19 protein-coding genes and 1 rRNA gene are annotated in these 17,996 nt (G+C 59.5%); 9 read left to right on the forward strand and 11 right to left on the reverse strand.

What is annotated here, in order from left to right; all coding sequences use genetic code 11:
• The first annotated feature begins 160 nt into the window (after positions 1-160).
• The 3 genes from rrf (at position 161) to OSH04_RS18145 (ending at position 2,645) form a co-directional block, all read left to right on the forward strand.
• Positions 161-273: ribosomal RNA gene (gene rrf / locus OSH04_RS18135) — 5S ribosomal RNA — on the forward strand.
• Between the two features lie 308 nt (positions 274-581).
• A complete protein-coding gene (locus tag OSH04_RS18140; protein WP_266109000.1) occupies positions 582-782 on the forward strand; it encodes a hypothetical protein in 201 nt (66 codons plus the stop codon).
• Positions 783-1,064: 282 nt separating this feature from the next.
• Complete coding sequence (locus OSH04_RS18145) at positions 1,065-2,645, forward strand: phytoene desaturase family protein (protein WP_266109001.1); 1,581 nt, start codon at positions 1,065-1,067, stop codon at positions 2,643-2,645.
• 9 nt (positions 2,646-2,654) lie between these two features.
• On the opposite strand, the gene glcC is transcribed toward OSH04_RS18145, so the two are convergent.
• Positions 2,655-3,419 carry a transcriptional regulator GlcC gene (gene glcC, locus OSH04_RS18150; RefSeq protein WP_051316371.1) on the reverse strand — a complete coding sequence of 255 codons (765 nt, stop codon included), beginning with the start codon at positions 3,417-3,419 and terminating at the stop codon, positions 2,655-2,657.
• A 195-nt stretch (positions 3,420-3,614) separates the two neighbouring features.
• Between glcC and glcD the strand changes: the two genes are divergently transcribed.
• Genes glcD through glcF form a run of 3 tightly spaced genes read left to right on the forward strand, consistent with a single transcriptional unit; the run spans position 3,615 to position 7,404 of the window.
• Complete coding sequence (gene glcD / locus OSH04_RS18155; protein ID WP_266109002.1) at positions 3,615-5,114, forward strand: glycolate oxidase subunit GlcD; 1,500 nt, start codon at positions 3,615-3,617, stop codon at positions 5,112-5,114.
• On the forward strand, positions 5,114-6,199 hold the full coding sequence (gene glcE, locus OSH04_RS18160; RefSeq protein ID WP_266109003.1) for a glycolate oxidase subunit GlcE: 1,086 nt from the start codon (positions 5,114-5,116) through the stop codon (positions 6,197-6,199). The genes glcD and glcE overlap by 1 nt, the downstream gene beginning before the upstream one ends.
• A complete protein-coding gene (gene glcF / locus OSH04_RS18165) occupies positions 6,184-7,404 on the forward strand; it encodes a glycolate oxidase subunit GlcF (protein ID WP_266109004.1) in 1,221 nt (406 codons plus the stop codon). Before glcE ends, glcF begins: the two co-directional genes overlap by 16 nt.
• Before the next feature lie 317 nt (positions 7,405-7,721).
• Here glcF and OSH04_RS18170 read toward each other — a convergent pair whose 3' ends face one another.
• Positions 7,722-8,156: a hypothetical protein gene (locus OSH04_RS18170; RefSeq protein ID WP_083053902.1), complete on the reverse strand. Its 435-nt coding sequence runs from the start codon at positions 8,154-8,156 to the stop codon at positions 7,722-7,724.
• Positions 8,157-8,461: 305 nt separating this feature from the next.
• Between OSH04_RS18170 and OSH04_RS18175 the strand changes: the two genes are divergently transcribed.
• From OSH04_RS18175 to OSH04_RS18185, 3 genes are all read left to right on the forward strand, one after another.
• On the forward strand, positions 8,462-9,520 hold the full coding sequence (locus OSH04_RS18175) for a DUF1176 domain-containing protein (protein WP_266109005.1): 1,059 nt from the start codon (positions 8,462-8,464) through the stop codon (positions 9,518-9,520).
• A 541-nt stretch (positions 9,521-10,061) separates the two neighbouring features.
• Positions 10,062-11,315, forward strand: coding sequence for an integrase family protein (locus OSH04_RS18180; RefSeq protein ID WP_266109006.1), 1,254 nt, complete (start codon positions 10,062-10,064; stop codon positions 11,313-11,315).
• Between the two features lie 116 nt (positions 11,316-11,431).
• The gene (locus tag OSH04_RS18185; protein ID WP_266109007.1) at positions 11,432-11,953 is read left to right on the forward strand and encodes a hypothetical protein; all 522 of its coding nucleotides are present in this window, start codon (positions 11,432-11,434) and stop codon (positions 11,951-11,953) included.
• A 92-nt stretch (positions 11,954-12,045) separates the two neighbouring features.
• On the opposite strand, the gene OSH04_RS18190 is transcribed toward OSH04_RS18185, so the two are convergent.
• From OSH04_RS18190 to OSH04_RS18230, 9 genes are all read right to left on the reverse strand, one after another.
• Positions 12,046-12,567: a hypothetical protein gene (locus OSH04_RS18190; protein WP_266109008.1), complete on the reverse strand. Its 522-nt coding sequence runs from the start codon at positions 12,565-12,567 to the stop codon at positions 12,046-12,048.
• Between the two features lie 181 nt (positions 12,568-12,748).
• Entirely contained in the window at positions 12,749-13,051 is a 303-nt protein-coding gene (locus tag OSH04_RS18195) for a hypothetical protein (protein ID WP_266109009.1), read from the reverse strand.
• On the reverse strand, positions 13,017-13,745 hold the full coding sequence (locus tag OSH04_RS18200; RefSeq protein ID WP_266109010.1) for a hypothetical protein: 729 nt from the start codon (positions 13,743-13,745) through the stop codon (positions 13,017-13,019). The genes OSH04_RS18195 and OSH04_RS18200 overlap by 35 nt, the downstream gene beginning before the upstream one ends.
• 219 nt (positions 13,746-13,964) lie before the next feature.
• Complete coding sequence (locus tag OSH04_RS18205) at positions 13,965-14,381, reverse strand: hypothetical protein (protein WP_266109011.1); 417 nt, start codon at positions 14,379-14,381, stop codon at positions 13,965-13,967.
• A complete protein-coding gene (locus OSH04_RS18210) occupies positions 14,378-14,638 on the reverse strand; it encodes a hypothetical protein (RefSeq protein WP_266109012.1) in 261 nt (86 codons plus the stop codon). Before OSH04_RS18210 ends, OSH04_RS18205 begins: the two co-directional genes overlap by 4 nt.
• Positions 14,625-15,134: a hypothetical protein gene (locus tag OSH04_RS18215; protein ID WP_266109013.1), complete on the reverse strand. Its 510-nt coding sequence runs from the start codon at positions 15,132-15,134 to the stop codon at positions 14,625-14,627. The genes OSH04_RS18210 and OSH04_RS18215 overlap by 14 nt, the downstream gene beginning before the upstream one ends.
• Positions 15,135-15,627: 493 nt before the next feature.
• A complete protein-coding gene (locus OSH04_RS18220; RefSeq protein WP_266109071.1) occupies positions 15,628-16,959 on the reverse strand; it encodes an AAA family ATPase in 1,332 nt (443 codons plus the stop codon).
• 32 nt (positions 16,960-16,991) lie between these two features.
• A complete protein-coding gene (locus tag OSH04_RS18225; protein ID WP_266109014.1) occupies positions 16,992-17,660 on the reverse strand; it encodes a bifunctional DNA primase/polymerase in 669 nt (222 codons plus the stop codon).
• A 3-nt stretch (positions 17,661-17,663) separates the two neighbouring features.
• Complete coding sequence (locus OSH04_RS18230; RefSeq protein ID WP_266109015.1) at positions 17,664-17,963, reverse strand: helix-turn-helix domain-containing protein; 300 nt, start codon at positions 17,961-17,963, stop codon at positions 17,664-17,666.
• Positions 17,964-17,996: the final 33 nt, after the last annotated feature.

Consider the following 17,996-nt stretch of genomic DNA (forward strand, 5'->3'; position numbering starts at 1 on the left):
GAGTTAAGTTGTTGACCACAGAACGTAATATTGAAGTGCAGCGCAACCCGCGCTCGACACCTTCGTAACCGCTGCTAGTTGATCCGTACTGATCGCTAGTGGTGTGCTTCTTCCAATTGGCTGGGGCGTCCCTTGAAAGACGACTCGGCAACCAGTTACGCTTGACGACCATAGCAAGGTGGTCCCACACCTTCCCATCCCGAACAGGACTGTGAAACGCCTTTGCGCCGATGATAGTGGACGGACGTCTGTGAAAGTAGGTCATCGTCAAGCTCTTATTCCTCAAAACCCCCGCAAGCATCCCTTGCGGGGGTTTTGTTTTAGGCGGCGACAAAAACGCAGGCTACCGGCCTGTCTCGGATTGCTCGAAGGCCTGACCCTGGACCGCCCGGTTCAGGTGTGCCGCCACCCCTCCTGGCCCGTTCCGGGCTGCGTGTATTCCTTATTCTTACCGACGCCGTTTGGCCTAAGCCTAGTAGGTCGGCCATGGCATTCTGTCCCGGCACCAGAGGGTTGACGGACAATGCGTCGCTGCTTACCTGTAGGCTGGTCGGTCGTTCTACTCTTGCTGTGCCGATTGTTTGTTGTTGAGACGCGGCGACAGACCACTTCTTCTTCTTCTTCTTCTTCTTCTTCTTCTTCTTCTGCTGCTGCTGCTGCTGCTGCTGCTGCTGCTGCTGCTGCTGCTGCTGCTGCTGCTGCTGCTGTTTATGCTGCCGATTGCCAGGGGTAGTGACTCTAATCGGCGTGCGCGGTGCCTGCTCTATGATTGGTGCGCATAGCGTTTAATGCTTTAGTTGCAGACAGCGTGGCTGGATCATCGCTGCAGAGTGGTTGCTCTACTCTTCGCGCTCGTAGCATTAGCAGCTGAGCTTTTCGCACCAATCAGCTTTGATGACCAAGATGGCGGCTGCAACTGCCGGCATCTGTCTCCTTAGCTTAGGGCTGTAGCGTACTTAGTCACTGCCTGTATTCGTCCTCCCTGATCCTCCTGAAATTCCTACTCAGTTTTCTCTTTGCGCCGTAGAATACGGGTAAATACTTTAGAGCTAAAGGAGTTGCCCGTGGGTGCAGAGACAGTAGTAGACGCGATTGTGGTTGGGGCAGGGCACAACGGCTTGGCAGCAGCAGTTGAACTGGCCAGTAAGGGTTGGAAAGTTCAGGTTGTGGAAGCCAAAAGCTCGGCCGGTGGTGCGGTCAGCACTCAGGAGTTGACCGTGCCAGGCTTCAAGCATGATGTGTGCGCCATGAACCTGTCCTCCTTCGCAGGCTCTGCGTTCTTCCAGCGCCATAAAGAAGCTTTGGCTCGCCATGGCTTGGCATTCGTCCCCGCAGAGCATTGCTTTGTCAGCGTGTTCCGGGATCAAAGTTATTTGGGCGTCAGTATAGACCTGGAAACGACCTTAAAGCGTATTCGAGCTGTTTCTGAGAAGGACGCTCAGGCTTGGCAAGTCATGCTAGATGACTTCCAGAGCAAGGCTCCCCATCTGTTTGCTGTGCTCGGTAGCCCTATGCCTTCTTGGGGCCTGATGAAAAGCGCCTGGAAGAGCTGGCGGGAGCTGGGCAAGGATGGCGTTGCAGAGCTGATGCAATTGCTGCTGGCGACGCCTCGTGACTTTCTGGACCGCCATTTCGAGAGCGACTCAGTGAAAGCCATGATGGCAGCCTGGGGGCTGCATGTGGATTTCACACCAGACACAGCCGGCGGTGCCTTGTTTCCTTATCTGGAGTCCATGGCCAATCAAGCCTTCGGTATGGTGATCGGGCAGGGCGGTGCTGACACGATTATCCGTGCCATGACGAGCTTGCTGCAGGAGCTGGGCGGTGAACTGCTGTTGAATGCTCCCGTGCAGACAATTGAACAAGAGAATGGTCGCGCCAGTGGTGTTGTTTTGGCCGACGGTCGCCGCTTGAAGGCACGCAAGGCGGTCATCGCGAATCTGAATCCTCAGCTCGTCTTTGGGCGCCTGGTGCAGTCTGCTACCGTCCCCAAGGATTATCAGAAGAAAGTCGATGCCTTCCGCCCCGGATTGGGCACCATGATGATCCATTTGGCTCTGGATGGTTTGCCTGATTGGACAGCTGGCACCGAGCTGCAGCGTTTCTCCTACGTCCATCTGGCACCCGATATGGCCATGATGAGCCGCGTCTATGCCGAAGCAGCTGCAGGTTTATTGCCTGCCGAGCCAGTTCTTGTGGTTGGACAAGGTACAGCACTGGATCCTTCGCGCGCCCCGGAGGGGAAACATACTTTGTGGATTCAAGTGCGTGTGCTGCCCGCCCAAGTCAAAGGCGACGCTTCTGGCAAGATTGCCGCTGGCGATTGGTCGCAGCTTAAGGATGCATATGCAGAGCGCGTCCTGGATCTGCTTGAAAGTTATGCGCCGGGCCTGCGTAGCAAGATCCTGGCCCGCCATATCATGTCGCCCCAGGATCTGGAGCAGTTCAATGCGAACTTGATTGGCGGTGATAACCTCTCGGGCAGCCACCATCTGGATCAGAACTTCTTCTTCCGTCCAGTGGCCGGTTACTCCAAATACAAAACGCCGATCAAGGATCTGTATTTGTGCGGCGCCTCGACCTGGCCCGGTGCAGGGACGGGGGCCGGATCAGGTTATATGCTGGCCAATCTGTTGGCGAAGTAAGTCAAAGAACTAAAGGCCATTCAGACGTTGCCGGGCATGTTCCAGGCGCAGCTGTTTGGCCTCCATCTCCTGTAGTTGTCGTCGTATCCCATCGATATGTTCTTTGGCGGCGCGTCGGGCCAAGTCAGCTTGGCCTTGCGTGACGGCATTGCATAAACGCGCATGTTGTCTGTCCAGCCTGCGTTTGGAGTCATGGTCGGGATACAGGTGCTGCACGGACACACGCACCGTAGATAACATCAAATCGTTGAACAGGCTGATCATATGTACCAGCACCGGGTTGTGCGAGGCCTCACAGATTGCCGCATGAAAAGCATGATCTGCCCGCGCAACCTGTTCAGGCGCTGCATCCTGCATTTGCAGATCCTCCAGTTCCTGAAAGCGTCGTCGTATCATGATGTGATCGGCTTCCGTCCCCCTGGAGGCGGCTAGTTGAGCCGCCTCGCTTTCCAGCAGTTCACGCACTTCCAGCAAGTCATATAGAGTGCGCCCTTGCGCTTGAAGCAGGTGCTCCAGCGGCTTGCTGACGGCTGAATCAATCAGGTTGGCGACGAAGGAGCCTTTGCCATGCCGGGTTTCAATCAAGCCGCGCACGCGCAGGATTTGTAGCCCTTCGCGCAGGGCAGATCGGGACACCGCCAGTCTTTGCGTCAGTTGCCGCTCGGAGGGCAGGACTTGTCCCGGTTTCAGGACGCCATCCATAATAAAAGTTTCGATGCGTTGGGCGACCAGTTCGGCGGTGACTTCCAAACGCTTGGGTTCCTGCATTTTCATTCGTGGTCAGACCAGTTGTATACCTGTGGAAATGATAACAAGCTGATTATCTATCTGTCTGATTTATAAGTATAAAGATAAACCCTAATACACTCTTAGGGTAAAAACTGGTCGGACCAGTAGCCTGACGGCTGGACAAGCCAGCCCGCATCAAAGACCATCCGTTTCAGGAGACTTTAAAAGACAGGAGGCGTCATGAGCTTGCGCTACGACGAAAAACTGGACGGTGTGCTGCCCCGCGTGGACAGGATGCAGCTGCTTAGCCGTTTGCGTGATGATATTCCCGGCCTGGATGTGCTGCACACTGATGAGCAACTGCATCCTTACGAGTGCGATGGACTGAGTGTTTATCGCGCCAAACCCTTGCTGGTCGTTTTGCCCCGTAATGTGGAGCAGGTACAGGCCGTGATGCGCTTGGCTCACGAAGTCGGCGTGCCGGTGGTGGCCCGTGGTGCGGGTACCGGCTTGTCGGGCGGTGCCATGCCTTTGGAGCAGGGTATTTTGCTGGTGATGGCGCGCTTGAACCAGATTCTGGATCTGGACCCCGTAGCCGGGATTGCTCGCGTTCAGCCCGGCGTGCGTAATATCGCGATCTCTCAGGCGGCCCAACCCTTTGGCTTGTATTACGCACCGGACCCGTCTTCGCAGATTGCCTGTTCAATTGGTGGCAACGTAGCGGAAAACGCGGGTGGTGTGCACTGCCTGAAATATGGTCTGACCGTACACAATATCCTGCGCCTGGAAGTGATTACCGTCACAGGCGAACGATTGATTTTGGGCTCCGAAGCTCTGGATACGCCCGGCTTTGATTTGATGGCGCTGTTTACGGGTTCCGAAGGAATGCTGGGGGTAGTCACGGAAATTACCGTCAAGTTGCTGGCACGTCCCCCCTGTACGGTAGTGCTGCTGGCCAGCTTTGACGAAGTGGAAAAAGCAGCTGATGCCGTGGCGCAGATTATTGCCCAAGGCATTGTGCCGGCAGGGCTGGAAATGATGGATCAAATGTCCATCCGCGCAGCCGAGGACTTTATCCACGCTGGCTATCCCGTTGATGCACAAGCGATCTTGCTCTGCGAGATTGATGGCGCTTTGGAAGACGTGCAGGACGATGTGGCTCGTGTTGAGCAGGTTCTTTTCAAGGCCGGCGCGCAAGAAGTGCGGGTTGCGCGGGACGAGCAGGAGCGACAACGCTTCTGGGCCGGTCGTAAAAACGCCTTTCCCGCTGTAGGCCGGATTTCTCCCGACTATTACTGCATGGACGGCACCATTCCGCGTCGTCAGTTGGCTTATGTGCTGAAGAAAACCGCCGAGCTTTCCGAAGAGTACGGCCTGCGCGTCGCCAACGTGTTTCATGCGGGCGATGGCAATATGCACCCGCTGATTCTGTTCGATGCCAATCAACCTGGCGAGCTGGAGCGAGCCGAAGTCTTGGGCGGCAAAATTCTGGAATTGTGTGTGGAAGTCGGCGGCACAATTACCGGCGAGCACGGTGTAGGCCGAGAGAAAATCAATCAGATGTGTGTGCAGTTCAATGAAGATGAGCTGCAGTTTTTCCATGCGATCAAAGCTGCCTTTGATCCCAAAACCATGCTGAATCCCGGCAAGAACATTCCCACTTTGCATCGCTGTGCAGAAATGGGCGGCATGCACATCCATCACGGGCAATTGCCTTTCCCAGAGTTGGAGCGTTTCTGATGAGTACCGTAGAACACAAAAATCAGGATCGCAGCGCTGAATTGCTGGAGCAGGTCCAGCAAGCCCTGGCCACTAAAACCCCCTTGCGTTTGCAAGGCGGCAATACCAAAGCTTTTTTAGGCAAAGCCGTGCAGGGGCAAGAGCTGAGCCTGGCAGGCCATGAAGGGGTGGTCGATTACGATCCGGCGGAACTGGTCGTCACGGTGCGTGCCGGGACTTCCGTGCAGGCGCTGGAAACGATCTTGAACGAGCAAGGTCAATGCCTGCCTTTTGAGCCACCTCTGTTTGATAGCCGCGCCACTGTTGGTGGAGCCACCGCCTGTGGTCTGTCGGGACCGCGTCGTCCTTGGGTAGGCTCATTACGAGATTATGTACTGGGCTGCCGTTTGATCAGTGGCATGGGCACACATATGCGTTTTGGTGGCCAGGTCATGAAGAACGTCGCCGGTTATGACGTGTCGCGCTTGATGGTCGGTGCACAGGGTTCTTTGGGAGTGATTACCGAGGTGTCCTTCAAAGTCTTGCCTCGCCCACGTAGTCGCGCCAGCCTGGTTCTGGAGGTAGCCCAGCAGGAAATCGCTGGTTTATTGCGTAGCTGGCGCGATCAAAGCCGTCCCATTACGGGCGCAGCTTGGCAGGACGGACGTTTGCATTTGCGTCTGGAAGGTGGTGATAGCTCGGTGCAATTGGCTCAAGAGCAAATCGGTGGAGAAGCCTTGGACTTGTCCTATTGGGATGATTTGTGCGAGCAGCGTCTGGAGTTTTTCAAGCAGCCCGGCACCTTGTGGCGAATCGCCTTGCCAGTCGATGCTCCCGTGCAAACATGGCCCGGCCAGATTCTGGTCGATTGGGGCGGGACACAGCTGTGGCTGAAATCCGATGCCGCTGCCGAGCAGATTCACGCGCAGGCTCAAGCCTTGAAAGGGCATGCCCGTTGCTGGTCCGGATCAGGTGCAGGGCAGGATGTCTTGCCTGAGTCCTTGTTGATATGGCATCAGCGTTTGAAACAGCAGCTGGACCCTGCCGCCATTTTTAATCCAGGTCGTCTCTTTCCTTCGGCGGAGTCCACATGCAAACACAACTGACACCATGGGCTCAGCAACTACCACAAGCCGAGCAAGCTGAAGCTATTTTGCGCTCCTGCGTGCATTGTGGGTTTTGCAATGCCACCTGTCCGACTTATCTGGACCAGGGTAACGAGCTGGACGGCCCCCGTGGCCGGATATACCTGATCAAGATGTTCCTGGAAGGCAAAGCGACTTCGGAGCTGACCCAGCATCACCTGGATCGCTGCCTGAGCTGCCGCAATTGTGAAACGACCTGCCCATCGGGCGTGAAGTATCACAACTTGCTGGATATAGGCCGGGCTGCGTTGGAGCCCAAAGTAAAGCGTCCCTTGAAGGACCGTGCCATGCGAGTCGCACTGACGCAGATTTTGCCAGAGCCCGGTCGAGTCAGCGCCTTGCTGGGGGTAGCGCGAACCATGCGTCCCTTGCTGCCATCTTCTTTACAGGAAAAAATCCCGCCCAAGCAAAATGCGGATTTGACACGACCTGCACAGCGGCACAGCAAGCGTGTCCTGATGCTGGAAGGCTGTGTTCAGCCAGCCATGGCGCCTTCCATTAATGCTGCGACGGCCCGGGTCCTGGACCGCTTGGGCATCAGCGTGACGCCCATCGCTCAGGCAGGCTGCTGTGGCGCTTCGTCTTTTCACTTGGGTGCGCAAGAACAGGGCCTGGAGCAGGCGCGTCGCAATATCGACGCCTGGTGGCCTCAGATTGAACAGGGAGCTGTGGCGATTGTGCAGACCTCCAGCGGTTGCGGAGCTTTTGTGAAAGAGTACGTGGACCTGTTCAGGAACGATCCGGCCTATGCCGAGCGCGCTCGCCGCGTCAGTGAACTGGCCAAGGATCTGGTCGAAGTGTTGGAAGAGCAGCCTTTGGAGGAGTGCCTGAACACGCAAACTCGCCCACGCCTGGCTTTCCATTGTCCGTGTACTTTGCAGCATGCGCAAAAACTGGGAGGGCGGGTTGAGGCCGTTCTGACTCGCCTGGGTTTTGATCTGGGCGCTGTGCCGGATAGCCATTTGTGCTGCGGTTCGGCGGGCACCTATTCCTTGACTCAACCCGAGATCGCAGGACGCCTGCGGGATCGCAAGATGGACGCGCTGGAAAGCAGCAAGCCTGACCTGATTGTCACGGCCAATATGGCTTGCGGGAATCATTTGAATGGAGCGGGTCGGACTGCGGTCAAGCATTGGATTGAGTTGGTGGATGAGTTTTTGAACTGAGTTCGTTGATCCGTCAGTGCTTATGTTCGTACGGGCTTCCAGTCAGACCAAACAGCATAGAGGGGGCGAATGCCCCCTCTGTTCGTTTGAATCCAAGATTCAGGAAAACCATGGCATAGACACGCTGTTCTGACCTGTAATGGTCTTCAGCTCTACGTGCTTATATTCGGCACGAGCGCGATAGCGGATGAGCTTGTTGTCACTGCTCTGGATGCGTATCTAGGCTTATACCTCTGGCTAGTCTATCAACCATGACAAGCAATCAAGGCTTGCCCCTGAAAGTAGCGCGTGAATTACAGGCTTGGACTGGGGGGGGGCTACTTCAGCTCACGTACCTTGCAACGAGTCTTTCCTAGCTCGTCCTCTCGGCAAGAGGTAGCTGCGGTGCCGTCGGCATCAAAATAAATCCCCATATTTTCTTTCTTGTTATTGGGCGGGCCGAAGCGATTTGCCGGGTTTCTGTTCTGTTCAAGCTGGGGCAGGCGGTTGCGCTCCAGTTGCTGTTCTCGTGCCGCTTGGCGTGCCTTTTCCTCATTGTTCATCGCCTTCTGGAAGTTTCTGCTGAACTCCGAGTCCTTGGCCGGATCTTTGGGTGTGGCTGCCGAGGGACTCGCTTCGCGTGGCATGACGGAGGTCGAGCGCAGCTTTTTAAGATCTTCAGTCGTGACGGAAAAGTCCGGAGAAGCCGCATGGCTGGTAACGGCGAGGAAACTGAGCAAGCCAACTGCAATAGGGTTCAGATATTTGCGCATCAGAATTTACTCGACGTGGATGAGGTTTGATTATCTATCGTTTAATGGACATTGCATGTTTTTTCGTCTGCATTCTATACAACGGATTTGCACGAGCACAAACGGAAACAGGCGGAGCCAGGTGCCTGTGGCTTAGCCAGATAGCACCAAGCCTTGCAAGAGGCGATTGAACAGAATAATGTCACGAACGCACGTGGTCAGTCGTTTAATGTGGTTTTCTGGCATGGGTTTGGGAGAGCGCATTTAGTGTTGCCGCGACGTAATATGTGCTGTGTATTTAGATAACAGCTTAGGGAGGAGAGAAAATGAGCGGGCAAAAGCAAGATCACAGTGCGTTTTTTTCAGTACGAACAGCCGCCATATCGCTAGTGTTTTGTATGGGAGGTGCAGCGGCTAATGCGGCGCCAGTGACGTTTTCTCATAAAGACTGGGATCTACGTTGCGATAACACGCTAACCTGCCGCGCCGCCGGTTATGCGGCTGATGGTGAGGAGCTGGGTTCAACGGTGTTATTGACGCGTAAAGCGGGCAGTGGAGAGCCGGTGGCAAATAGAGTCATGCTTGCACACTACGACGATCCCGAGTGGCCAAAAGACTCATTACCAGAACTTGTTATTGCGGGCCGTAAAGCCGGTTCACTGAGTGTTGCGGGTGACGAGTCTTGGCAAATGAGTGAGGCGCAGTTAGCCCAGTTTTTGGCAGCCTTGAAAAAAGACGCCGCAATTTCCTTTCGTGGGAATGGCAGCACTTATGCATTCTCGGGGGCAGGCTCAAGTGCCGTCTTGTTGAAAATGGATGACGTTCAAGGACGTGTCAATACGCTAGGGGCTATTCTGCGTAAAGGGAAGGGCAGCGAGGCTACGGTCAAGGCACCTATTGCTGCGCCAGTTATCAACCGTGCCCCGGTAGTGGATAAAAGCCTGCGCCCCATGACAGCGCAAGAGGACGCCTTGATAAGGCCTGTGCTGTTGAAGGTACTTGCCGCTGATGAAGAGCAATCCTGTAGTGCTGACATGCTGTCCGAGCCATGGGAAATCGCACGATTGAATCAGCAGTTCTCCCTGGTTGGCGCGCCTTGCTGGTTAGCCGCTTATAACGGTGGGGCAGCCTATTTTGTGATCAATAACAATATGCAGTCTGCTCCGGTGTTAGTGAGTACCAGCGCCACTGATTACGATAATGGAATGATCTCGTCCAGCATGAAGGGGCGGGGTTTGGGCGATTGCTGGAGTTACGAGGCATCGGTCTGGGATGGAACCGACTTTGTTGAAAGTGAACGCGGCGACACCGGGCGCTGTGCTCTGATTCGCGCTGGGGGTGCCTGGAATATTCCGGAGCATGTCAGCCAAGTGGTCGGGCCGTGAAGTTATAAAAACGTCACCGATGTGGCCTTGGAGTACTGATCCCCCCAGCTTTCGAGCCTGGGGGTTTGTTTTTTTGGTTCTCAGCTCGGCAATGGTGTGTGGGTGAGCGGAGAAACCTAACGGTTTCTGGGCTGGCTTGCTATGGCCGCTGCATGTTTGGCATTGCTTGCTATATGCCCATTTTCATGAGGCCAGTCGTGGGGCTTTTTGGGGCCGTCTATGTGGAATAGCTGAAAGCGGGCGATTAATTGCTTCGGATGTCAGGAAGCTAAACCATTGATTCGATTAAATTATTGATTATTTTATTTCAATGGTTTTAGATTAGCTGGTGCCGATGAAAGGAATCGAACCCTCGACCTTCTCATTACGAATCGGCAAGCGCGCATCTTGCCATGATTTGGAATCAGACGCTACGGGGCCGCTTACAACAAGGGAAATACACGACTTAATGGCTCTTACCGGGTCTGCACGGCACGACTGAACACAGCACCTTGTGGTGCGAAAGCGTGTTCGCGCCGTGGCCCACCAACAAGGAGCCAGCATGAAGTCGAAGATCACCCAGGCGCTCGTCGAGCGCAGCCCCACGCCCGACAAGGGCAAGTCCACCCTGTACGCCGACACCGAGATGCGCGGGTTCTACCTGATCGTCACCCCGACGAAGCGCAGCTTCTACGTACAGTCCCTCGTCAACGGCAAGCAGGTCCGCACGAAGCTCGGCGACCACCCGGCGCTCGACGCCAAGCAGGCCCGCGACCTCGCCCGCTCCGTCCTCGTCGGGATGCGCGGCGGCACCAACCCGAATGAGGAGCGGCGCAAGGCCAGGGCTCGGGGCATCACCCTGCGCGACGCCCTCGACCTGCACCTCGCCGCCAAGCCGCTGTCCGAGAGGACCAAGGAGGACTACCGCTACAACTGCGAGCAGTACCTCGCCGACTGGCTCGACCGGACGCTGGACGAGCTCGGCTCGGACCGTTCGGCGGTGCGCGAGCGCCACCGCCGGATCACCGAGAAGCACGGCGCCCCGTCGGCGGACAACGTCTTCCGCATCTTCCGCGCCGTCTACAACCGGGGCCGCCGGGAGCACCCGGACCTGCCGCCCAACCCGTGCGAGAACGTGGACTACCACGGGCTGCGCAGGCGCAAGGTGGATGCCAACGCCGAGCGGCTGCGGGCGTGGGGTGAGGCGGTGCTCAAGCTGCACCCCGTCAGGCGCGATCTGCACCTGTTCATGGTGCTGACGGGGATGCGCCGCACGTCTACCTGCGAGGCACGGGCCGTCGAGCTTCACCTCGACGCGAGGAAGCTGCACGTCCCCAAGCCCAAGGGCGGTTCCGCCCGCGCATTCGACCTGCCGCTGTCGGGGCCGCTCGCGGACCTGCTCGGCCACCGCCTGAAGGAGAACCCCAAGGTGCAGCGCAAGACGCAGTGGCTATTTCCGGCCGACAGCGAGAGCGGGCACATCGCCGAGGTCGCGCAGCACGAGCTGGGCGGCCTCACCGGCCACGCCCTGCGGCACACCTTCGCCACCCTCGCCGTGCAGTCCGGCGTGCCGCTGCTGGAGCTGAAGTATCTGCTCAACCACGCGGCGAGCAACGTCACGATGGGCTACATCCACGTCGGGCATGAGCACCTGCTCAAGCACCAGGAGACGGCATCGCGGTACATCCTCGCCGCGCTCGGGCTGGAGTGGACCGAGGGCCAGTGGCCGCCGCGCCCCGCAGGCTCGGCAGCCGACGAGGCACCCGAGTCAATAAACGAATTGCCCCTGATGCAGGAAGCCCACACCTGCATTTGATGATATTTTTTGATGGACACCGCGTCCAAACTTCTCTCCAGCGCGCTACCCATCCGAGCGCCTGACGAGGTAGGCCACCTCGTTCGGGCGTCTCACCAACTTTTAGAGAGAGAAGTATGAACACCCCCAACACCATCACCGAAGCCATCCGCAATCACATCGTCACCGTCGGTAATGAACTCGAGTTCGCCACCGGCATCCGTGCCATTGCCGCCGAGCGGCTCATGGCTGAGAGCGGTATCGCCGACCCGGATATGCTGTTCCAGGCTTGCGAGGAGCTGATCGGTACGGTCAACCTGTTCGAGTCCTACGATGACCCGCTCAACAGTGAGCCCGGGGAGCTCGTGCTCGGCGAAGGCTTGCCGTTCCGCTCGCTGGAGGCGTACATCGCCCTGTGTGAGCACTTCGGCCCGCAGTGGCTCGGGTGGTCGATGGCGTTTTACGCCCAGCACCACGCGAGCCTTAAGCTCGGCAAGGACGCAAAGAGCAGCGCACGCAAGCTGCTGGACCGCGCCCGCTGCTGCTTCAGTTTTGACTACGCGTGGCACCAGCCCAAGGTGGCGTCCGACGGCCTCGGGCGCTACCAGCGGGCCGAGCGGATCGCCAACATGAACGCCTACCTCGCGTCGGCCGCCTGATCCATCATCGGGGCGTCACGGCGTCCAAGGGCATGAAACGAAAGGGCCACCGCGACGGTGGCCCTTTTCCATGCACGGCAGGAAAACACCCATCAATCATCGGCGGCAGGTTCGACCACCCGCACGGTCTTCATCGCTTCGATCGATTGTTCTTCGTCCATGTCGGCGGGATGAGCCTTCTGCCGTGGCGGAACCTCAATGCCCTTCTTGCGCATATCGTTGGCGTACCACCGTACCGATTTATCGGTGGCCTGCGCGCCGTCGAGTTGGGCATTGACCATCGCGGCAATCAGCCGATGGGGATAGCCTGCGGGGTCCATGAGGAGCTGCCATGCAAGCGCGCCGATGCCCTTGCCACGCGGCGGCGTCACTGTCTCCGGTTGAGCGTCAGGGCTCTCGGTGGCCTCGGCCTGCGGCTGTGCGCTCGGCACAGCCGCCTCGGGCGTCTGCGGCCGCCCGAACGAGGCGAGGTCGAGGTTCTTGTCGGCCGCGATCGACTCGATCCGCGCGACCAGCTTGCCTCGGGTTGCGAAGGTCTTGGGTCCCGCCGGTTTGTCGGCGATCTTGTTGTGAAGGACCATCAGGTCCTTCATGCTCATTTCGTCCAGCTTCATGGCGCGCTCCTATGTGTTGGGTACGTAGGAGCTATTAGGTCGCGTTCGTGGGGTTTCGGGAGCCGGGCCCCCTCGAAAACTTGCCCTCTAACTGCCAGTCAGCGCACCGGAGTCCATAAGCCCTAGAAACGCAAAGGGGCGACCCATCACGGATCGCCCCTCGGACACGGCGGGGACAGCTTCAGTGCGTCAGCGCCATGTGGGCAAGGTGGAACGGCAGGGAGTCAGCCTCACGCTGGGTCTGCCGGTCGAGATAGAGGTCGAGGGAGCGGCTGTACGGGATGCCCGCCATCGCGGCGGCCTCATCGAAGTGCTCCGAGCCGAAGGGAACGCCCACGCGCTCGGCGGTGTCGGCCAGGGCGTCGATCAGTTCGCGGTCGCTGGTCACGGCGCTGCATATCGCATGCAGTGCCATCACCATCGGGTGGTCTGCCGGATAGACGGGGAGCTTATGCGCCGCCATCGTCGTCACCGATGAGGGCATGGTCGATTTCCTGCTCGCGCATGGCCAGCGACACAGTGTTGAGCGGGTTGGAGCGACCCGACTGCCAGGTGCGGACGGCGACCAGGATGCCCTGGAGGCGAGCATCGCCCAGCTTGATGTACTCGCGGACCTTCTCGTAGTCCTCCAGCTTCATTGCGACCGCGAGTTCGGCAGGGCCGACCGGACGGTCCTTGCTGGGCATCTTGTCCAGCAGCGACAGGACGGCGGATGCAAGCTGGACGTTCTTGGTGCCGGCCGCGACCTGGGCCATGTGGCCGAGTTCGGCGGGTCCGGCGTGCTGGAGCTGCTGGAGGTACTCGGTGCGCTTCGGGTCGCCGAGGGCGGCGCGGGACAGAACCTTGGCGGGGCTGTCGTAGAACGGGCGCTGCGCTACGAGCTGGGCGTGCGGTGCCCCCGCCTGCTTAAGCAGGCCGTCGAGCTCGGCGCGGCTGTTGTCCTTGATCTGCCCGATGGCTGCCAGGGTCTCGGTCTGCTCGAAGCGTGCCACGTCGGCGCCGGAAAAGCCGGAAGAATTCTTCCAGCGGGAAGCAATCTCGGCCTTCTTGGCGGCCACGTCCTTGTTCAGGCGCTCGATGGCCGTGATGACGCGGGTGTGGAGGGCATCCAGGCTGGACGCCAGTTCGCCGATCTGCTGGGTGTTCAGCAGGGGCGTGTCGGTGAGGGTAATCTTCATGCTGCGGCTCCTGGGAGTTTGGGGTCTCCGGCCGCATGTGCGATCACCCCGAGCCATTCGGGAAGGCCGCACGCCAGTGCGCGGCCGGAATGCTCTCAATGTGTCGTGGCGCGCTGGTCGGCGATACCAACGTTTGTCAGGCCGTGTTCCGTCGGAGCGCTACTGCGCGGACTGGCAAGCGGATCAATGGCTTGGATGGGCTGACCGACTGATACCCAATCAGGGGGTCTCGTCGTCGAAGTCCGAGATGCGCCCGATGGGGACGCTGCCGCCCCCTCCACACTCAAAGCAGATACGGATGCCGACGACATCCTCCGAGAAGTGGGGACGGCTGCACAGCATGCAGCGAAGCCAGCCGACACGACGCACGAGACGGGGTGGTGTGATGTTGGGATCGAAGACAGGCGCACGGCGTGACAGGTCGCCATCGAACGGCCAGCGCTCAGGTTCGACAACCAAGCGACCGACGAGGTTGTCGCCTGCGGGGCGCCGAATGACAGGCAGGCGCTTGTGGTCGGGGTAGGCATCAGAGTCGATACGCCACTCCATCCCATGCTGACTGATGCCGTGGGCACGCGCTGCCGCGCTGATGCTGGAATAGACGACGCACGCCACTTCGACGGGTTGGCCGCTCATGAATGGCCTCCAGACTCACCACGCGCCTCCCACTCGCGGCGCTCCTGGAACTCCCTGGACATGCTCGCCCAGGTAGCAACGTCGAGACGAGGCATAGGACCGATGCACGTCATCTCCGAGCACGCAGCGAGTGCATCACGGCCGCCCAGGGCCTCGACAGCCTCAGGCGCTGTCTGCTCGAATCGGTCGAGCGTGCCTTCGATCAGCTCGGCTTGCGCCAATGCTTCGGCCACGCTCAGTTTCTTAGCTTCCGCCATCTTCGCGCTCCTTGTTGGCTTCGTACTTCGCCAGCAGTTCGGTCAGAGCCTTGCGGTCCTCGCTTGGCATCTTCAGCAGGGCTGCCGCATCCAGGCCGCTGCTTTCCTCGACCTTGACGCGCAGACGGTCCGCTATCTGATCGCCATAGCGGAACTTGAGCAGGACCTCCAGCAAGCGGTCGCTGTGCTTGCGCACCGTCAGTGGCTTCTGTTCGCCGGTCTCCTCGTCGGTGACGGTGGAGAGTTGCCCGCCGTGGATGACGGGCTCCTCGTAGCCGATGGCTGCACGGCGGTATGCTTCATCGAGTAGGGCGTCGAGCGCGACCTCAATGGCCTTCTCCCAGCGGGCGCGGAACTCGGGGTCATTGGCCTTGTGATAGAAGGCGGTCGCCCTGCTGACGCCCGCCGCTGCGGCCGCCTGCTTCGGCGAGCAGGTGTCCTCCAGAACCTGGAAGAACACCTCGCGCCGCTCTGGCGTGAAGGTGTTGGGATACATGCGTGCGCTCCTCAAAACTGGTGTACGACGTGATCCTGTCGTGTTTACCGCGCGCGAGGAGCCAGCGTTATTCCATGTGGATCAAAGACTTGGGATGAGGTGGCGTGCTGCCTGTTGATTGGAGGGCGCAGTGACCGAGGATTCGGCCTCGCGCGCGAGGGCCAGGATGGACGAGGTTTGGCGCCGACATCGCAGTGGCCCAGCAATGATGACCACGCTCGACCACCCGCTATCGGTGCAGGGCTGATCTCGATTTTTCGATAGTCAGTCCGATTGTCACGGTCGTCGTCTATAGACTGACGACCGCCGTGACAATCAAATCCTCCAGTGATTTTCGCAATGACAATCGGGTGGCCGAAATTGGCCTAAGTCCTTGATCTGGTTAGATTGTCGCGCTGACAATTGAAACTGACTTTCGGTGACTTTCTGATTGTCAGGGGCGGTGACAATCGAAGTTCGAAAATCGCGCCCCTTGACAATCGAAATTCGGCTGTCACCCCTCCGTCCTGACCAAGATTCCAAGCTTCGGATTGCGCGTGTCCATGGGTTCAAGCCATACTAGGATCCCATCAACCGACACCCTGGCGTTGCCGCGTCCGTCGGGGATTGCGCTCTTGATCTTCCGCCGTGCCGTCGCATCGGCCCCACCGTCACGCTTGCAGACGATCTCTGCAAGCTCCTTCAACGCAATGCTGCCACCGCGCTCTTGTGCAGCCTGGCGTGCCAGCTCCAAGATCGGGTCCATCACTCCATCAAAGTCACCCGGCGCGTCAATCATTACGGTGGGACGCAGCACCAGAGAGTCGGCCATCTTTTCCATGTTGAAGCGTAGCGGGGGATCGCGCTCGGTGTCCTTCTGCTTCTTCACGGTGACGACCAGTGAGCGCCCATCGGTTGCCCGCTCCACTTCGACCGTGGTGTCCATCGCACCCAGCAGCGCAGTGCTGCCGCGCATCCCCTTGCTCAGGTCCTTGCCTGAGTGGTGAACAACGACCACGGCGGCGCCTGTCGCATCACGCAACCGCTTCATGCTCGCGATGTACCGCCCCATGTCCTTCGCCGAGTTCTCGTCAGCACCTGCGGCCGTCTGGTTCAGGGTGTCGATGACGATCAGGCGAAGCGGCCCCAATTCGTCGGTCACGGCTTGGACGAAGTTGCGCACGCCGCCATCCTTCTCCGCCGCGAGGTTCAGGTCGTCGCGCATCAGGTGGAACGCGAACTCACGCCCCTGCGCGCAGTGTTCGACCTTCCAGGCACGGACGCGCTTGCCAAGACCTGGTGCACCTTCGGCCGCGATGTAAAGAACGGCTCCACGCTCCACAGGGCGGCCGTGCCAGTCCAGGCCACTGGCGACGGCCATCGACATATCCACCGCGAGGAACGACTTGCCGGACTCCGGCGCGCCGTAGATGGCCGCGAGGCTGCCCTCGACCAGAACGCCGGGCACAAGCCACCGAGGCGGCGGCAAGGCTTCCAGTTCGTCAATACTCAGGAAACGCCACCGCTGCGTCGGCTGGGCAGGTTCTTCCACCTCGTCCCACACCTCGAAGTCGTCTTCGGGTTCAGGTGGCGCGATACCACCGCCAACGTCGTTCAGAAACATCTGCAGGGTGGCGGTCGTGATTTCCTCGCCCCGGTCGCTGTGGAGCGAGTCCCAGCGGCGGCCGACGACCCACTCCATGTCGTCGTAGGTGGGGTCGCCCATGCACCAGTCGATGAACTCCTGCCGCCCCTCGCCGTCGGTGGCGAAGTGGCAGGCCATCATCAAGTCCTTCCAGCGGTCGTGCTCGCCCTTGCCGAAGTCGCACGGGTCGAGCTGCTCCAGGGTCTTGGCGAGCTGGTCGGGCGTGAGCTCTCCTACACCTGCCGCACTTCCCTTGGGACGGTCGGGGCGACATGCCTGACCAGCCGCACGGGCAGGTCAGGCATGTCGTGCAGCGGCGGCGAGTCGGGAGCCCACCGGTACATGCCGCCTGTCGGGTGCACCGATCCGGCCGCGACCACCTGACGGCCTGCGGATTTGAGTTCGACGCCCTCGAATCCTTCCACGCTCTCCAACAGCACGACGCCCGCAGGCTTGCGGAAATAGTAGTGGTGGCCGGGGTGCTCCAGATTGCCGGTGAGCACATGCGGGGCGGAGCGCAGATCAAGGCCCGACGCCTGGGCGAGTTCGGCGAGGCTGTCGCGGTCGGCGGGGAAGTTGCGCGGATCGACGTCCACCACGACCACATCGGGTGGCAGGCGAACGCCGAGGTTCAGGCCATCGCGCTTCGCGCGAGCCAGGGTCTCGCCGTGGTCGTAGGCGCGATCCTGCCAGCGGCGGTCGGCTGGCATCTTCTCGCGGCGGCGCAAGGGGATCAGTTCCAGACGCACACGGCGGTAGTCATCGGCGGATTCGAACGATGGCGTATTGCGGAGGGTCGCGGCGGCAAGATTGACCTGCTGTTCATACTTGCGCCCACTCTCCAGGGGCAACTCCTTGCGCCCACGGTCTTGTCCGCCGTGGGCGTTTTCTTTTGCGGACATGGTTCAGCCCTCCGCGTTAGCGGTGCGGGTGGCAAGCATCGCGGCGCCAGCCTTGCGGACGCCTTCGCCCATCGGCTGGCCCTTGGCGTACTCGCGCAGGTCGCCCATGCGGTAGCGGATCAGCTTCGGGCCGATGCGGGTGAACTTCGGGCCGCCGCCCTGGCAGCGATACCAAGCAAGCGTGCCGTACTTCAGACGGAGGAACGCTGCGGCCTCTTGGGCGGTGGCAAGCGCATCATCGGGAAGGGCGTGCAACTCGGCGAGCTGCTCGGGGGAGAGTTGGGGGGATTCGTAGGCTGGCATCTCTGCGCTCCAGGTCAGTCGTTCCCGCCGCAG

Origin of the sequence: Alcaligenes nematophilus (assembly GCF_026344155.1) — a bacterium.
In the GTDB taxonomy this organism is placed as follows: domain Bacteria; phylum Pseudomonadota; class Gammaproteobacteria; order Burkholderiales; family Burkholderiaceae_B; genus Alcaligenes; species Alcaligenes phenolicus.

Excerpts from the sequence above, each read along its gene's own strand:
- glcC (WP_051316371.1), bottom strand. The coding sequence starts at position 3,419 with ATGAAAATGCAGGAACCCAAGCGTTTGGAAGTCACCGCCGAACTGGTC.
- glcD (WP_266109002.1), top strand. The coding sequence starts at position 3,615 with ATGAGCTTGCGCTACGACGAAAAACTGGACGGTGTGCTGCCCCGCGTG.
- glcE (WP_266109003.1), top strand. The coding sequence starts at position 5,114 with ATGAGTACCGTAGAACACAAAAATCAGGATCGCAGCGCTGAATTGCTG.
- glcF (WP_266109004.1), top strand. The coding sequence starts at position 6,184 with ATGCAAACACAACTGACACCATGGGCTCAGCAACTACCACAAGCCGAG.
- OSH04_RS18170 (WP_083053902.1), bottom strand. The coding sequence starts at position 8,156 with ATGCGCAAATATCTGAACCCTATTGCAGTTGGCTTGCTCAGTTTCCTC.
- OSH04_RS18175 (WP_266109005.1), top strand. The coding sequence starts at position 8,462 with ATGAGCGGGCAAAAGCAAGATCACAGTGCGTTTTTTTCAGTACGAACA.
- OSH04_RS18180 (WP_266109006.1), top strand. The coding sequence starts at position 10,062 with ATGAAGTCGAAGATCACCCAGGCGCTCGTCGAGCGCAGCCCCACGCCC.
- OSH04_RS18185 (WP_266109007.1), top strand. The coding sequence starts at position 11,432 with ATGAACACCCCCAACACCATCACCGAAGCCATCCGCAATCACATCGTC.
- OSH04_RS18190 (WP_266109008.1), bottom strand. The coding sequence starts at position 12,567 with ATGAAGCTGGACGAAATGAGCATGAAGGACCTGATGGTCCTTCACAAC.
- OSH04_RS18195 (WP_266109009.1), bottom strand. The coding sequence starts at position 13,051 with ATGCCCTCATCGGTGACGACGATGGCGGCGCATAAGCTCCCCGTCTAT.
- OSH04_RS18200 (WP_266109010.1), bottom strand. The coding sequence starts at position 13,745 with ATGAAGATTACCCTCACCGACACGCCCCTGCTGAACACCCAGCAGATC.
- OSH04_RS18205 (WP_266109011.1), bottom strand. The coding sequence starts at position 14,381 with ATGAGCGGCCAACCCGTCGAAGTGGCGTGCGTCGTCTATTCCAGCATC.
- OSH04_RS18210 (WP_266109012.1), bottom strand. The coding sequence starts at position 14,638 with ATGGCGGAAGCTAAGAAACTGAGCGTGGCCGAAGCATTGGCGCAAGCC.
- OSH04_RS18215 (WP_266109013.1), bottom strand. The coding sequence starts at position 15,134 with ATGTATCCCAACACCTTCACGCCAGAGCGGCGCGAGGTGTTCTTCCAG.
- OSH04_RS18225 (WP_266109014.1), bottom strand. The coding sequence starts at position 17,660 with ATGTCCGCAAAAGAAAACGCCCACGGCGGACAAGACCGTGGGCGCAAG.
- OSH04_RS18230 (WP_266109015.1), bottom strand. The coding sequence starts at position 17,963 with ATGCCAGCCTACGAATCCCCCCAACTCTCCCCCGAGCAGCTCGCCGAG.